Genomic DNA, 16,823 nt, shown 5'->3' with positions numbered 1-16,823 from the left:
GACCGCCGCAATCGCACATATCAGAAAGAGACAATCATCATGACCGCGAACGACGCCACGGACGCAACCACCAGCGCAACCGAAACCACCCACACAATCGAAATCGAAACCCCCACCCCCACCCGCTCGCCGCTGCTGGCGCGCGACTTCATCCTGCTCATCGCCGGGCAGGGCATCTCACTGTTCGGCAACCTCATGCTGCGGTTCGCGATGTCGATGTGGGTGCTGGACGAGACCGGCTCGGCAACCATCTTCGGCACGATCCTGGCGGTGTCGATCGTGCCGACGATCCTGCTGTCGCCGTTCGGCGGCGTACTCGCGGACCGAATCAACCGACGCACGATCATGGTCGCGCTCGACGCGATATCCGGCCTGCTGGTGCTCGCGTGCACGGTCCTGTTCGCCGCGATCGGCTTCAACATGGTCGCCATCGCCGCGATGCAAGTGCTGCTCGCCGTGCTCGGCGCGTTCGAAACGCCGACCGTGCAAGCGGCGCTCCCGCAGATGTACCGGCGTTATGGTCAGGGCGTGATGCGGCAGGCGATGGCCGTGGTCAACCAGGTGCAGCAGGTCGGCTCGCTGCTGCCGAGCTTCCTGGGCGGCGTGCTGTATGCGCTGTTCGGCATCCGGCTGATGATGGTGGTCACAGTGGTGAGTTTCGCCGCGGCGGCCGGGCTGGAATGCTTCATTCGGCTGGGCGCGCCCGACCGTGGTGATGGCGAGCTGCCGTCGCCGGTCGAGGATCTGAAGGCGGGGATGAGGTTTCTGCTGCGCGAGCGGCCGCACGTGTTTCAGCTGGCATGCTTTGCGGGTGCGCTGAACTTTCTGGTAATCGGATATTCAGCGGTCGGCTACCCGTATATGATCCGCACGGTGTTGGGTTTTGATTCGACCGTGTACGGCGTGGCGGACGGCTTGGTTGGCGTGGCCGGCGTGGTCGGCGCGTTCATCGTGGGCGCGTTCGCGGCGCGGCTGTCGATGCGCAACATGCCGGCGGCGCTGCTGGCGTTGGCGTTGACGCTGGTGCCGCAGGGCGTGGTGTTCCTGCTGCCGGTGGGCGCGTGGACGAAGCTGGTGGTGCTGGTGGCGTTCACGTGCGGCTCGATGATCGCGACGTCGTTCACGAACCTGATTGCGGTGCCGGCGATCCAGCTGAGCACGCCGGAGGCGATGACCGGCAAGGTGATGTCGATCTTCAGTGCGCTGTGCATGTGCGCGCAGCCGCTCGGCCAGCTGGCGTACGGCTGGGCGTACGACCGTGTGCCCGTGGCGGCGGTGATGCTGGCGAGCGCCGTCGCGATGGGACTGCTGGTGCTGCCGACCCTGCCGCTGGTGAAGCGCTTCGATTGAGCGGGGGCGCGGGCGGCCTGTTCGGGTACGGTCGGTTGGGGATTGGTGACGGACCGTACTCGGGCGGGACGTTTCGAGTACGGTCGGTTAGGAATTTACAACGGAACGTACCCGGAGCGTCCGTACGAGTACGGTCGGTCAAGATTTCCTGACAAAACGTACTCGTGGCAGACGTACGGGTACGGTCGGTCAAGATTTCCTGACAAAACGTACTCGGGCGAGGTGTTTCGAGTACGGTCGGTTGGGAAATTCTGACGGACCGTACCCGTAGCGGCCGTACGAGTACGGTCGGTCGTTTTTTCCTGACGAAACGTACTCGAGCGAACCGTTACGGTACGTTCGGTCGAGAAAATATGACGGAACGTACTCGGAGAGCATGTCTCGAGTACGGTCGGTTGGGAAATCATAACGGACCGTACCCGTGGCAGATGTACGAGTACGGTCGGTTAGATATTTGTGACGGAACGTACTCGGACGGACTGTTACGGTACGGTCCGTCGAAAATAATGACGGACCGTACTCGTAGCGGACGTACGAGTACGGTCGGTTGGGAATCGGCAACGGAACGTACTTGAATTTGCCTTGTCGGGTACGGTCGGACGACGGGGTGCGTGCGTAACGAAGCAGTTCCTTCTGGCTGTGCCACAACTTGCACAAACCGCCCGCCTGTGCAAGTTGTGATACAGACTGTTGCTGCCGGACCCCGAAAACCGGCGGATTCTGTGCCACAAGTGGTCGCAATAGGCCCGTTTGGACGAGTTGTGATACACCGGGTGCGCACAACTCGACGAATCGGGTCTTTCGTGCAAGTTGTGTGCAACGCAACCCGGCGGAAGGATCCGGCCGGCCGCACACCATAGGTCAGCTGCACCATCAGTCCGAAACAACGTGAGGGGCTGGAACCCACAGGATTCCAGCCCCTCAGTATCACGTGTCGTCAGCCGTTCGCACCGACGGTCTCAGCCGATCAGCGCGACGGCGTACCGAACTCACGCACGCAGCGCACGCTTGGTGGCGCGGGAGCGCATGTACACGATCGCGGCGACCGCGGCGAGCAGCACGCCGATGATGGTGAACAGCGCGATGCCGGCGGCACCGGTCTTCGGCAGCTCGGACACGGAGGTCACGTTGGTGACCTGGACGTTGCCTTCGACGAGGCCGTCGGCGACGAGCTTCCAGATGTCCTGCTTGTCGACGGTGACGGTCGTCTTGGCGTTGGCCTTGTTGACGAACTTGCTCGGGTCGGTCGGCGCGGTCGGATCGGCTTCGGAGCTCATGTACCACTTGTTGTCGATCAAGGTGTTGGACTTGATCGGCGTGGTGCGGACGGTCACCTGGAACTCAGGCAGGAACAGGCTGGAGTAGCCTTCCGGAGCCTGGGTCTCCTTGATGGTGTAGGTGCCCTCAAGACCGGCGAGGTGCAGCAGGCCGTCCTCGCCGACCTCGACCTCGGTGACGGTCGGGTTGGCGTCGGCGGTCGCGGCCTTGTAGCTGCCGGCAACACCGGTGAAGGCGAGGGTCTTGCCGTTCTTGGTGACGGTGAACTTGGCGCCGGCGAGGGTCTTGCCCTGCTTGTTGACCTTCTTGAGGCTGAACTTGCCGGTGAACACCTGGGTGTCGGGCGGGGTCACGGTGCCGTGGCTCTCGGAGCCGGGGTTGTTGGAGTAGTCGAGGCGCACGCCGTTGTCGTTGCTGCCGTCGGGGTAGACGATGGCGTCGTCGTTGAGGGTCGCGGTGTAGGTGACGTAGATCTTCTTGCCGATGAGGTCGGGGTTGAGGCCCGCGGCGGAGCCTTCGACAATCGCGTTGCCGTTGACCTTGCCGCCGACGTACTGGGAGAGGTCCACGGCGATGGTGGTGTTCTCGTCGTCGGAGTCGGGGCCGGAGATGGTCAGGCCGTAATCGGCGGCGTCGAGCTTCTCGCCGTCGGTGAGCTCGCCGTCGGCGTTCTTGTCGACGTACACCTGGGCGTCGTTGTTGTAGGTCTGGCCCTTGTGCAGGGTATCGGTGATCTTGAAGAGGTACGGGAACTTGGCCGTGTCGTAACCGACGGTGGAGGGGATTTCGACGTTGCCGATCTGGTAGTTGATCACGTCGCCGACCGCGGCGCTGGCGGCCTTGCCGTCAGCGGTCACGTTGGCCTTCTGATCCTCGGCGTCGGTGGTGTGGTCGTTCACGCCGGTGATGGTCTTGTCGATGGTCGGGCGGTCGTTCTTCACGTCGACCACGCCGAGGCCGCCCTTGGCGAGGTCGAACTCGCCGGAGTAGGTCAGGGTCTGCGTGTTATCGGCGTTCGGGAAGGACACGGTGCCGACGATCTTGGTGCCGACGACCATGGGGATGGAGGCACGGTAGTTGCCTTCGGTGCCGTTGACGCTGTCACCGGCGTTGGCGGTGACGTCGACCAGCACGTAGAGGCCCTGCGGGACCTTCTCGGTGAAGGTGGCGACGCCGGCAGCATCCTCGGTGATGGTCTTCGGCACGGTGAAGGAGGTGCCGTTGGCCGTGACGTCCTTGAACTGCTGGTTGTTGCTCAGGGCGGTCACGAAGTTGCGCAGGGTGCCGGACCACTGCGGCTTGGTGGTGGCGCCGGAGTCGTTCATGTTCTCGGCGATGTAGCCGGCCGGGTTGCCGTCAAAATACTTAGGAGCGCCGGTTCCGGTGTAGTTCTTGTCGACTTCGCCGAGCACGGCGTTCAGGTAGTCCTTGGCGGCGGCATCGGTCTCGACGGAGACGCCGGCGATCTGCAGGGTCTTCACGCCGTCGACCTCGACGACGGCCGGTGCGGTCTTCGCGTACGTGTAGGTGCCGAGGCGCACGTACTTGAACGTGTGGCCGGCCAGCTTGGCCTTGGAGCCCTTGATGGTGATGTCGGTGCTGCCCGGGTTGGCGAGCTCCACCTTCTGGTTGCCGGCCGCAGTGGTCAGCTCGGACGGGTCGACGTCCGCCGCGTTGGCGGCGCCGGCTCCGAGGGCAAGGCCGCTCAGCAGCGTCGCCGCGGCGGCGATGCCTGCGAACAGTTTCCTCATCTTCATGGGAGAACCCTTCTTTCCTGTTTCTTGTTGGTTACTGGTTTCTGCAACCGCGGAGGACGGAGCGAGCGGCTGTGCCGACCCTCCGCGATCCGCAAATCCTGATGTCAAACGGGAGGCGATGCGTGCGATGACTGTCATGCTGCGAGCCCCTTCCGCTTGCGATATTCGTTGACCAACGCCCACGCGATGGCCGCCACGACGCCGACGGCGCCGCCGACGATCAGCCACATGCGTCCCGTTCCGCCGGTCATCGGCAGCGAGGCGACGGCCGGGACGTTCGGGATGAGGTTCTTGCCGTCGTCATGCCGCACGGCGAGCGCCGCGGTGGCGCTCTTCGGCGCGTCGATCTGCACCTTGGTGGGCACGCTGGTGGGGATGGTGAACGAGTAGGTGACGTCGCTGAGCACGTACCCGTCGGGCGCGGCGGTCTCGGTCAGCTCGTACCGGTATTGTGTGCCGGCCGGCGGCACGGCGAGGCCGAGGACCGTGAACTGGCCGGCGGTCTTGTCGACGTCGGCGTACGCGGTGATCTTGCCGTCCGCGCCGACCGTGTTCGTGTGGCTGGCGCACGGATCGGTCGCGCCTGCCTCGTTACGGCAGTCGGTGACGGCGGCGGTCACCGTCTTGCCGGCGATCTCCTTGCCGTCGACCGTGAGCGGACCACGCAGCTGCCATGCGGAGCCCTCGAGCAGCTTGTCGTTGTTGCCGGCTGCGATCTTGGACCACGAAGCCTGCGGCTGCGTGTTCGTGATGGTCTTGTTCTCGACCTTGACCGGCTTGCTGGTAGTGGAGTCGTGACGGTAGAGGTCGACCGTGTCGTTGCCGGTCGATCCGGCCGCAATGGTGAACGTGTAGTACATTCCGCTGGACGGGCGCCAGTAGCCGTTCGGGACCGTGGTCTCGACCAGCTTGTAGGCGCCGGCCGCGAGGCCTTCGACTCGAATCTGGCCAGCCGTGCCGTCGAGATCGGCATAGGTCTTGGCCGTCTCGTCGTTCGTTCCCTTTGCGCAGGTGACGGTATCGGTGTCGGCGCAGTCGGTGACAGTGCGCGCGGTGTCGGCAATCTCGTTGCCTTTCACGTCGAGCTTGGTGATGGTCCAGCCGGAGCCGGCGACGGGTTTGCCGGTGTCGGCGTCCTGCTTGTTCCAGGAGACGCCGGCGAGCGGCGTGTTCCCGATGTGCTTGTCGACTTCGGAGCCGTTGTCCCACGTGGCCTGATGATCGTTCACGGTGAACGTGTACGTCTTGCCGGCTATGGCCTCGTAGCCGGTCGGCGCCTTGATTTCGGTCAACGTGTAGGTGCCGTTGGCGAGGTTGTTGATGTCGAACTCGCCGCCATTCGGATTGTTGTCGAAGCCGACGTACGCGCCGCTGCCGGTGTTGTCCTTGATGATGGCGGACACGCTGGTCACGTTGCCGTTGACCGTCTTCTTCCAGCAGGTGCCGGCGTTCCAGTCCTCACCGGCCGTGCAGTAGGTCGGGTAGAACTCCGGGCTGTAGGGGCCGCCGCTCGTCGTGGTGAGCTCCCATTCGGAGCCGGAGAGCAGCTTGTTCGGGTCGTTCGCATCCACCTTGCTCCACGACGCGGTGTACGGGGTGGAGAACTTCACGTTGCCGTTGGTGCCGAACGCGCCGCCGGAAAGGCGGGCCTTGTTACCGGTCATGACGAGCACGGCGCTATCCATCGCGTCAGCCTTCGCCTTCGCCTGCTCGGCCTCGGTACCACGGACCACGGAAGTCAGGGCTACGCCGGTCGTGTAGATGGGGGAAGAGGCCGCATCTTTGGAAAGCTCAAGAGTGCGCGAGTGCGCATCATGGTCGGTCTCATCATCCACGCCGAGGTCCACATGGATCTTGGTGGTGATGGCACCGTTCGTGGCTTTCGTAACGTAGCGGCCGTTCGTCTTGGTGACGGCAAGATTGGAGCCGTCAATGACCCAGTCATTCTTCACCGACTGATACCAATCGGCGAAACCGCTGGCTTCACGCACCGGAGTACCGTCCTCGTACCAGTCGACGGCGGATTGAGTGCGGTCGGTGAACCATGTGTCCATGAGGACGAACGTGCGGTTCTTATCAAGGTTCTTCCAAGCCGGGTTCATCATCGCCAAATCGGCGCCGGCCTCGACACCATCCACTTGATCCGCGGCATAGGTGACAGTGCCGCCCTTTCCGTCAGTCTGGTTTTCGGTCGTTCCGACAAACGGCGTGTAGTTCAGCGTGTTCACATCGATGTCCTTATTGACCGAATTGTCGAACAACGCGATGTTGCCGCCCTTTGACGCGTCACCGAAGCCTGATGGGCACAGCCACAGACCGCCACCGAAATGACCGGCCGTGTTGTCAGTGGCAACTGCCTTGCTTACCCATGACGTGGTGTTGTCTTCGGTGTAGATACCACCGCCGAGATAACCGGAGCTATTGTCAGTGAACTTGCCACCCATGAAATAGCCGGTGCTACCGCCTTGCAGGAAGATGGCACCGACTGCACCGCCGACCGGCACCTTGCCGTCAACGAACTGCTGGTCAGTGATACCCGACCAGTTGCCGATGAACTGCGGCTTGTTGCCCTTGGCATCATTCTGCACGCGCAACTCGCCCTTGGCGAAGATGGCGCCACCGCCATCACCCCAACCATATGCCTTGGAATAGTTACCCTTAAACAGCACATTGCCTTGGATAATCAGGCTACCGCCCTCGGTGTGGATGGCACCGCCGCCGCTGTTCTGTCTACGGCAAGGGTTCGAGGTCGGATGACCGTCAGCATCTTTTCTGCCATCCGGGGTGGGCACTCCGGACGCATCAGCGCACTGTGCCGTGAATGTCTGCGCATTGTTGGTGAACGTACCACCGGTGATGGTGGTCGAACCTGACTGTTGGTACAGGACAGCGCCGCCGGAAGCATCGCCAGCATCAAGAGACTTGTTATCGGTGAAAGTGCCTCCGGTGATGGTCAGCGTGCCATCGTTGAAAACGATTGTGCCACGTGCGGAAGTGCTGTCCTTGAAGGTGCCGCCGTTGATGGTCAGCGTGCCGTAATTGTGGAACAGCGGGTTGGTGGAGGCACCTTTGTTGGTGAAAGTGAGCTTGTTGGCGGCATCGTCACCTACGCGGCCGATGGTGAAGGTCTTGCCGTTCTGCGGCTGGAGGACCGAGCCTTTGCCGCCCCATATAATCGTGTGATCCTTGCCGTCGGAGACGAGGGTGATGTTGCACTTCGGTTTGATGCCGGTGGTCGTCACCGTGATGTCGGTGGTGACGGTGATGACACGTTCGGTCGTGCCAGCGTCGCAGTCGGACTGCAGCGCGTTCACGAATGCCGTCGCCACGTCATCCGCTTCGGCGGCGGGCTGCTGGGCGGCGTCGCCGGTGGAGCCGGTCGTGGCCTTGTCGGAAGCCGCGCCGTTCTGCGTGCCCGCGGCGCCACTGTCCGCATTGCCGGAAGTCGAGGTATCAGAGTTCGCACCGTTGTCAACTACGTTGCCATCCGATGTGGTCGTTTCGCTGCTGGAACCACCGTTAGAAGCGGTTACAGACGCGCTGTTGCCGCCGGCCGCCGACGGACTGACGACACCAGTGGCCGCGGATTGTACACCCGCACCGCCCTGAATCGTTTCAGCATTGTTTCCGGCCGTGATTTCGGCACCCGTTTCGGCGCCCGCAACGCCGGTGATCGTCCCTACCATAGCGATCGCCGCCAATGAGGATATGACTGCGTAAACGCCTCTGCGTACAGTGCTGCGCATCTCTGTTCTCCATCCGGAACCCCGCAAATCCCACACACGGGTTTCCTCAACAACTTATGGCACAGCAATATACCGAAAAACGCTGACATTGCAACGATACAGGAACCATCCTCCCCTCGCTGGCCCACCGGCCAAAACCGCTTAGAATGACATGTTTCGCAACAATGTGCGAAATTTTGGAAACATGCCGCGTTTCGGCGTGTCGCGACGGCCGCAACACCCCCGAACAGCCCCGGGCGCGCCCCGGCGAGACGCGCGCACGACAGCGACGGCGCACCCGCCGCCACCGCGCGCGCAGCGCCTCGACCAGAGCATCCCCGAAGCCGAATCATGCCGTCAGCCCCTTCCTGCGACGCAGCACATACGTAGCCATCACGCCGACCGCAGCGAGCGCCGCGAGCACGCCGCCCGCGACCAGCCAGTCGCCGGCCGGCCGTCCACCGGTCATCGGTATGGCGGCGACCGTATCGGCCTTCTGGTTCTCGACGAAGACATCCACCACGGCATCGCGGTCTACATTTCCTTCGATTTCGACCAACGACTCCCCGTTCTCATCCTTCGCGGTGTTGTCATCGATCGTGAAATTGCCGTTGGCGTTCGGCGTGATGTCGATGGTGCCCGTGAGCTTGGCATACCCGCCGGGCGCCTTCACCTCGGTTATCTGGTACGTCTTGCCGACGACCAGCAGTCCCGTGAGACCTGCGTACCCGTCCTCGTCGGTGACGAGGGTCTTCGGGCTATCGCTGCCGTCGGCGAACATGTTGCGTTCCTCGTCGGGCGTGCCTTCCGGCGTCGGCTTCGGCTGGATGGTGAACTCCGCGCCGGCAAGCCGGTCGCCGGTCTCGACGTCCTCCTTGAGGATCTGCAACATGGTGGCCTTGTTGAAGATCGTCGGGGACCTCAGACCGCCGTTCCCGTCAGACGTCGCCACGCCCGGCTCGGTGTCTCTACCGTTGCTTCCGTACAACGTCACGAAGCCGTTCTTGCCGGACGTTTCGACGATGCGGTACTCGTAGGTCGCGCCGCCCGCGGATTTCGCCGGAAGATCGCCATACGACAGCTTCCACTGGGACATATATTTGGCCATCTCTTCGTTCAGCACAATCTCGGTGACGGTCGGCAGCAGCGCACTGCCGTCCGCTTTGGTGACGTTCTGCCACGCCGCGGGGACGCATCCCTTCGGCTCGCACTTCTCGCGACGCTGAAGCACGAACGCGACTACGGACGGATCGAGCTGCAGACCGGGTTCGTTCGGATCGGCGTCGACCAGATCGCCGAACTTCGGCGCGATGCCGACGCCGTGATGCATCCATTCCTTGACCGCCCACACGTCGACCGTGCTCAGCTTGTTCGTGAACGCCTGCGGCTTGGCCTGATCCATGGCGTCGCCGGCGACGGTGACCAGCTGGCGGCCGGCATGGTCGCCGGTCCCGGTCTCGACGAGCGTGCCGTCGGTCACCACATACCGGCTCGGCACTTCCTCGACGAGACGGTACGTATATGCCTTGCCGGCCGTGTCGGTCTTCGGCAGATGGTCGAACGTCTTCGCCGCGGAATCCTTGGTGCCGGTGATGGTCGCGACGGCCACGGAAGCGTCGAAGCCGCTGGCCGCGGCGGGGTTGCCCGGCTTGACGACCCACTGCCAGTCGCCGTCGCCGATCCTGCGCTGCAGGCGGAACGTGGCGGTCCAAGTGTCGGACGCGTCGGATGTGCCGGGTCGCGTCTTGCCTTGGTTGTCGTTGTCCTCCCACGTCTTGCTGCCGTAGATCGTCACCGGAACCAGCGTGTTGGTGATGGTCTCGGTGGTCTGGCTGTAGGATCCGCTGGCCTCGGACTTGATTTCGTAGCTCGGCGTGTACGGCAGGACGCCGCTGTGGGCGTTCGCCAGGTCATCGCCGGTGACCTCCGGCAGCGTCTGATAGTCTTCCTTGCTGTTCTCGCCGATGCCGACCTCGACGACCCGGTACGAGACGGTCTTCGTCGTCGCGCCGTCCTTCGAGCGGATGAACAGCGGCAGATCCCACCAGACCTGCGTCCAGGAGTTGCCCACATTCAGGTTGCTGTACGCGCCGCCCGTGCCTGACAGATGTTCCATGTGCTTCATCACGTCTTCGGTGACTTCGCTGCTGCTGTAGCCATTGGACTCCAGCCATGCACGAATCGCCGTATGCGCGTTGTTCCACGCCGTCTGCCCGTCGACCTTCGCCTGCAGCATCACGCGCACGGCCGTCGGCCGCAGCCCATACTGGTCGTCGCCGTCCGCCCACACCTTGTGCACGCTGACCTTGCCCTTGAACGTGTTGCGCCAGCCGCTGAACTCGACGGTCGGCACGGTCGCGATGTCGTCCGGCACCGGCACGGTGACGGTCTCGTCGCCCCTGCTGTTGCCGTAGCCGTCCGGCATGGTCTCGGTGAGCACGTACTGCCATGCGCTGCCGTCCGGCGCCCAGCGTTCCACATTATGGATATGGATGACCCACGCCTGCTCGGTATCCGTTTTCTCTACAGCACCGTCGTCGGTCACCGTCGCATAGTTCGCCGCGGTCGCGTCGCCGGTCTGCAGCGTGACCTTCTCCGTCTGCGCACTGCCCGTCGTGGACCGGCGTTCCACCGTCAGCCCCTTCAGGAACTTGGCGGCGGTCGGCCGCGTGTCGAATCCGTTGAAGCTGTCCACCCACGTCTTGGTGACGGCCAGATTCAGCTGATCCGGCCCATACGTGTTGCCCACGGACAGGTCGGCCGCACCGGTCTGCAGTACGGCGGCCGGGCGGAACCGGCGAGCCGCCGCGCTACCGTTTGCACCGTCCGAGCCGAGCCCGGCCGCCGCGGTCACCTGCGTCGCCGCGGACGTCAGCTCCACGGCCGCCTGCTCGTCGCCGCACAGCGCCGTCGTGCCCGTGCCGTCCGCACGCACCGAGGCGCCTGCCGCGCCGCCGCCGACCGTCACCTGGCAGGCGTAGCCGTGCTCGGGGGCGACCTCGCGCACGTAGTAGAGCCACTTGCGGCCGTTCGGCGCGTAGATCGGCAGGTCGGCGAACGTCACGCCCGCACTGCCGGCGACATCGTCGCCGCCTGCCGCGAACGTCTTGCCGTCGACCGTCTTCGTGGTGACGAGCGCGGCGTCTCGTTTGAGCGTGAACGCGCCGGTCGCCGGATCCTTGCCGTAGTAGTACCGCCACAGCTCGAACGTGACGTCCGGATACTTGTCGCCGTCGGCGCGGTTGACGCCGTCGAACGACTTGCGCACGGTCAGCTCGCCCTTGTCGGGGTTGTAGACGTTCTCCAGCGCGAACGAGCCGGTCTCGCCGTGGTTGACCTTGTACACCTTGCGAACAGCGTCCTCAGGCGAGACGGCGGACGCGCCGCCGGACAGGATGTCGCTCACGTCGAAGCCGCCGGGGAGCGACGTATCCGCCGTGCCGCTGCCAGGCCTGATGAGCCCGTCCATGACCTCGCGCGTGCGGTACTCGTAACGTCTGCCGTACTCGTCGTAGCGCGGCAGGTCGTTGGCGGAAGCAGCCGGCGCGGACTCCTGATACGCGTTGTCGCCGTAAGTGTACAGCGTGTAGACGTACGCATTGTCGGAGACCTTGTGGATGTCACGAGTCCAGGCCACGGCCGTCGTGCCGTCGGCGACCGACTTGCCGGCCGCCTCGCCGCCGCTCACGTCAACGTAGCTGCGAACGTGGTATCCGGCACCACCCGCGGCGCCGTTCGCTCCGCCGTCGCCGTCGGCCGCGGTGATGGTCAGCCCGTTCCACGCGGTCTTCGCGTCGGCCGTCCACTGGTCGTTCACGTACGTGACCGGGGCGAGCCGGCGCTGCGCGTAGACCGAGATGGCCGGAAGGTCGGCCTGGTCCACGTTGCCGGGCACGTTCGTCCACAGCTTCGTGCCGCGGCCGGTGATGCCGCTGGAGATGTGGAAGTTGAACGTGCCGTCCTCGCGGATCGCGAAACCGCGGTCGCCGCCGGTGCCGGTCTGCGCGTCCGTACCGACCCACTGCTTGGCCTGGTCGCCGGTGATCTGCTTGACTTCGGCGCTGCTGGCGGACTTGTCGAAGTACTCTTCGGTGATGTTGTGCGGCAGGTAGTCGAGGTTGTTCACCGCATCGCCGGAAACGGACGTGCGCGCGGAGGCGAAGTAGACAATCTCCTTGCCGTGCTCGTCGTACTTCGGCAGGTTGCGGATCGTCGCCTGACGCTCGTAGTTCGGATCGGTGGAGTCACCGCCCAGCGTCTCCGGGGTCCAGCGGTAGTCCTCGTACTCGCCGACCGGCTCAAGATGGTCGATGACCGGCTGGCCGGTGGCGGGGTCGGTCTTCAGCTCGCCGGTGATCCGGTCGTACGCGTACACGGCACGGTAGAGCGTGAGATACACATCGATGCGCTGGTTGAGCTCCTCCTTGACATAGGCGTCGAACCAGTGCGTGTGGAAGGTGACGTCCTTGACGCCGGTGCGCGTGTTGGCGAACGAGATGTTGAGACGGTCGTCGAAATGCCAGTCGGAGAGGTACTGCTCGTCGTACGCGGTCTGGGAGCGCGTGTACTCGCCGCAGACCACCGGGTTCGCGTCGCCGGCCGAGCCTGCGGAGCTTGAGCCGTCCGTCTTGCAGTCGCCGTCCCACGCTTCGGACACGCTGTACGGCACGACCATGCCGGTCTCGTCGTATTTGGTGAGCCCGAAGACGTCATACCAGGACTCGTCCTGGCTCACGTCGACCGTGAACTCGAGCGTCTGCGTGTCGACGACCCGCACCGAGCCGTCGTTCACGTTGAGCTTGACATAATCCGACCCTTCGGCGTCCGCGTCCTTGTACAGGTTCAGCGTGTACGGCACGTCGCCGCCGGTCACGGTCTGCGTGACGTTGCCTGCCGCGTCCGTGCCGAACGTGACCGCCTTGTTGCCGGCCTTCACGATGAAGTTCGCGGCCGGGCGTTTCGCCTTATCGGCGTCGGGGATGCCAGCGTCGTTCCACGTCTTGTCGATCTCGATGGACACCTGGCCGATACGCCGGTTCGTCACCTGCAGCGCGCTCTTCGCCTTGTTGATGCCGTATGTCACCTCATAGGCGAAGTCGTCGCTCACGTCCGCGCCGATATGCTTGGCCACGAGCCGCGGATTGTCGTCGTTCCAGTTGAGCCTGAGCACGCTGTACGGCGATTCGGCGAGACGCGGGTCGTCCTTGGCGATCATCTCGTAATCGTCGGTGCCGACCTCCTCAAGCCGCAGGTCGGTCCTCCAGTCGAGCTTGCGGACCGTGCCGTCCGCCTCACGCACGTGGCCGACGTCAAGCCGACGCTTCGTGAACCACGAGTTGCCCTGGTTAAGCTCGATGTCGCCACCGATCTGCGTGCCGGCCGGATACCTGACCGTGCCGTTCGCGTCGCTGACGTCCACGTTCGCCAGCAGCTTCACCTTCACCGGCTTGCGGGAGGCGGCGTCGCCGTCGTCGATCCACTCCTTGGTAATGGGGACGTCGTTGATCTCGCCGCCGGTAATCGGCGTGTTGTAGATCTTCGTCGTGTTGGCCTTCTCGTCGACCACGCGGCTCACCGTGAACCCGTCGACCGGCTTCTCCAGCACCAGATACGTGTAACGGCGGCCGTCCGCATCATACTCAGGCAGGTTCGAGAACTCCATGTGCCACGGGCTCGTCTCACGGGCTGTCGAATCATGGTCGGCGCCCTTGATGCGGAACGTCGTGTCCTTGCCGTCGGCCACGCCGTCGAGTGTGAACTCGCCGACGCTCGTGTCGCCCTGCAGCAGCTCCACGGTGATCGAGGTCGCCTTGCCGTACGGCTGCGCGTCCTGCGTCCAGCCGGAGCCGCCGTCCGCCGGGTCGCCGCAGTCGCCGTCTCCGGCCGCGGTCACGCACCAGAACTTGTCGATCTGCGCTCGCGTCACGCCCGTGTACTCGTTGACGATGCGCCTGTCCTTCGCATCCCAACTGCCGGTGAAGTCCAGCACGGTCGGCTGGCCGGAGGAGTTCTTGAGCGTCAGCTGGAACGTGCCGCCCAGCGACTCGGCATTCGGCTGGAAGTCGACCGTCTGGCCGGGCTTGCTCACGCCGCTCTCGACCCACTGGTACACGTACTCGTCGCCGTGCGCGTCATACTTGGGGAACGTGCCCTCAAGGCTCTGCGTCAGCCGTTCCGCCGACCAGTCGGTGATGCGGCGCACGCCGGAATCAGCGTCGTATATGGTTTCGGACTTGCCCTCGGCATCCGGCTCGCCCTGATGCGAGCTTTCCGGCACATCCTGCCACGACGCGCCGTCGTTCGCCACCCAGCGTTGCGTCTTCTCGTCGAATGTCGCGTTCTTCTTAAGAATCCGCTTCGCCTGGAACGTGACCGTCACATCGTCCAGCTGGTCCTGGAACGAGGCCGCCTTCCACGTCTTCGTGATACCGGCCGTGACCGTGCCGACGCGGCGGTTCGTCACCGTGCCGCCATTGTAGACCGAAACGTCGTTGTAGTTGTACTCGCCGTCCGTGGCGGTCGGGCGTGAGCCGTTCGCGCCGCTCCACGTGGTCGTGCCGTCGGCGCGCTTGGGACGGTAGTAGTTCGGCGCAGTGTCGCTGACCGAGCCATCCGCCTGCACCTCGCCGAACACGCGCTCGTAGCCGTCCGGGACGTCCTCGCGCAGCAGGTAGATGTACGGGTAGCCGTCCTGGTCGTACTTGGGCAGGTCGTTGAGCCGCTCGCCGTACTTGTCGCGCAGGCGCGAACCGAGGTCGATGCCCTCGCCAGACGCCACCTCGCGGTTCTCGGCGGCGGACATGTCGAGCGTGACGTAACTGTCGTTGTCGTTCTTGTCCTTGACGGTGACCTGCGCGGCCGTGGTGCTCTTCGCGCCCGGCTTCGCACTGTAGCGCCACAGGGAGTACGTGGTGGCCGGACGCTTCGAAGCGTCGTCGTCCAGCCAGACCTTCGTGCCGTCGTAGCTGGTCGTGCCGGCGTGCGTGACCGTCACCGTGCCGCCGTTGAACAGCACGGACGTGTCGGAGCCGTGGTTCGAGGATGCGGTGTTGTCGTACCAGACCTGACGGTAGTCGTAGTAGGTGATGCCGGTCTTCGGGTCCTTCTCGCCGGTCTTCGCCTCGTCCTGGCTGAGCATGTAGGTCAGCGGCGTGCCGTCGGGATGGTACTGCGGCCAGCGCATCGTGCCGTAGGTGGCCTTGTCGTAGGCGCAGGTGGCGGTAGCTTTGTTGGTGGTGGACTTGTTGGCGGCCGCCGGGCTGGTGATGGGCGCGCAGCCGGCGTCGCTGCCGTCCTTCGGATGCAGCGTGATCGGCAGCGAGCCGGCCTCGCGCAGATCGTCCGCATCCATCGAGATCGTATTGTCGCCGGTGGTGCCGAAGTCAGGGTCGGCTGCACCGTTCTTCTTCACGGTGATCGTCTGGTTGCTGGTCCACGTCGCCGGATCGTCCAGCTTCTCGTCGCCGAACTTGGCGACCACGTTGAAGCTCACGTCCTGCAACAGCTGCAGGCACTCCTTCTCGTACGCCTTCACGTACTTCGGATACGTGGCGCCGTCGGCCGCTCGGTATGTCGGATTGGCGTCCTGACCGTCGCCCTGCGGGTACAGGTCGGCGTGCGACGTGGCGGTCGCGTGGCCGATGTACCAGCGGACGGCGACCTGCTTTGCCGGGGACGTGGCGCCCGGATTGTCCGGATTGTATTCGGGGAAGACCGGGTTGCCATGCTCGTCGGTCTTCGGCGTGCCGTCGTCGTTGGTGGACTGGTTCCACGTCCAGACGCCGCTGGGCAGCGTAGAGGTCTTGACGGACGCCTCGTACTCGCCCACGCCGGTGCGCTCCACCTCGACCGGGCCCCGCTTGGCCTCCTTGCCGTCGGCGGTCTGATAGGTGACGGCGATGTACTTGTCGAAATACGCCTGGTCGATGCCCAGCAGCTTCTTCGCCTGCTCGGAGACGGTCACACCGTCCTTTTCGGTGAGCGGGTATTTGACCGCCTTCTGCTCGTCGGTCCCTTCGTCGACGGTGAAGTAGAGCTGGTATTCGCTGGCGTTCGTCAGGGTCTCCGGGCTCGGACGGGACGCGGCGTTGTTGTCGGCCCACAGGGTGGTGAAGGCGTAGCCCTTGCCGTCCTTGCCGGTGTTGATGTCGCGGTTGCCCGGGTGGACGACGGTCGCGAGGTCGGGGGTGTCGGGATCGGTCGGGTTTGTCGGACTTGTTGTGTCGTGGTCAGCTGAGTCGCCGGTCGCGGCGGCAGGCGACGAGGTCGGCTTTGCGGCCGCCGCATGACGTTTCGTCTGGGTCTCGGCGGCGATTGGCACCATCGATGCCGGAACCGCGGCGACCGCGGGCGCCGCCAGACATGACAACGCGACGATGGCCGCCGCAACGGTACGCCACAGATGATTTCCCTTCGCGCGGTATACCGCTTTGTGTGCATAACGGGACATAGCTACCTCGTGTTACCCCATCGTCAACTACGTCGTCAGGCACAACCACCGTGCATCGGACGCGTCAACAACCGTGTTGCTTATGTGTGTTGTTATGTGGCCGGATGCTCAGGAGGTATTCCTCTACGAACCTTCTTCAGTCTCCGTTCCTGAGCCATAGGATACCCCCGATAATGCGACAAATACGACACGCTGCTCAGTACGTGGAACGGCGTCATTGCAACGGTTTTTCGTGTGAGCGGTCACACATAGGGGGTGCGGGAG

Annotated in this window: 4 protein-coding genes; 1 reads left to right on the top strand and 3 read right to left on the bottom strand. The window is 64.2% G+C overall.

What is annotated here, in order from left to right:
- The first annotated feature begins 39 nt into the window (after nucleotides 1–39).
- On the top strand, nucleotides 40–1,350 hold the full coding sequence (locus F7D09_RS08110; RefSeq protein ID WP_152234893.1) for an MFS transporter: 1,311 nt from the start codon (nucleotides 40–42) through the stop codon (nucleotides 1,348–1,350).
- Nucleotides 1,351–2,339: 989 nt separating this feature from the next.
- Here F7D09_RS08110 and F7D09_RS08105 read toward each other — a convergent pair.
- The 3 genes from F7D09_RS08105 to F7D09_RS08095 all read right to left on the bottom strand — a co-directional run bounded on the left by F7D09_RS08105 (nucleotide 2,340) and on the right by F7D09_RS08095 (nucleotide 16,559).
- Nucleotides 2,340–4,385, bottom strand: coding sequence for a SpaA isopeptide-forming pilin-related protein (locus F7D09_RS08105; protein WP_193312394.1), 2,046 nt, complete (start codon nucleotides 4,383–4,385; stop codon nucleotides 2,340–2,342).
- A 134-nt stretch (nucleotides 4,386–4,519) separates the two neighbouring features.
- The gene (locus tag F7D09_RS08100) at nucleotides 4,520–8,071 is read right to left on the bottom strand and encodes a SpaA isopeptide-forming pilin-related protein (protein ID WP_152234891.1); all 3,552 of its coding nucleotides are present in this window, start codon (nucleotides 8,069–8,071) and stop codon (nucleotides 4,520–4,522) included.
- A gap of 388 nt (nucleotides 8,072–8,459) precedes the next feature.
- Nucleotides 8,460–16,559, bottom strand: coding sequence for a Cna B-type domain-containing protein (locus tag F7D09_RS08095; protein WP_152234890.1), 8,100 nt, complete (start codon nucleotides 16,557–16,559; stop codon nucleotides 8,460–8,462).
- Nucleotides 16,560–16,823 lie beyond the last annotated feature (264 nt).

The sequence above is a fragment of the Bifidobacterium leontopitheci genome (genome assembly GCF_009193355.1).
Classification (GTDB): domain Bacteria; phylum Actinomycetota; class Actinomycetes; order Actinomycetales; family Bifidobacteriaceae; genus Bifidobacterium; species Bifidobacterium leontopitheci.
The sequence above is the reverse complement of the archived record's forward strand: the minus strand, read 5'-3'. Positions and strand labels throughout refer to the sequence as shown.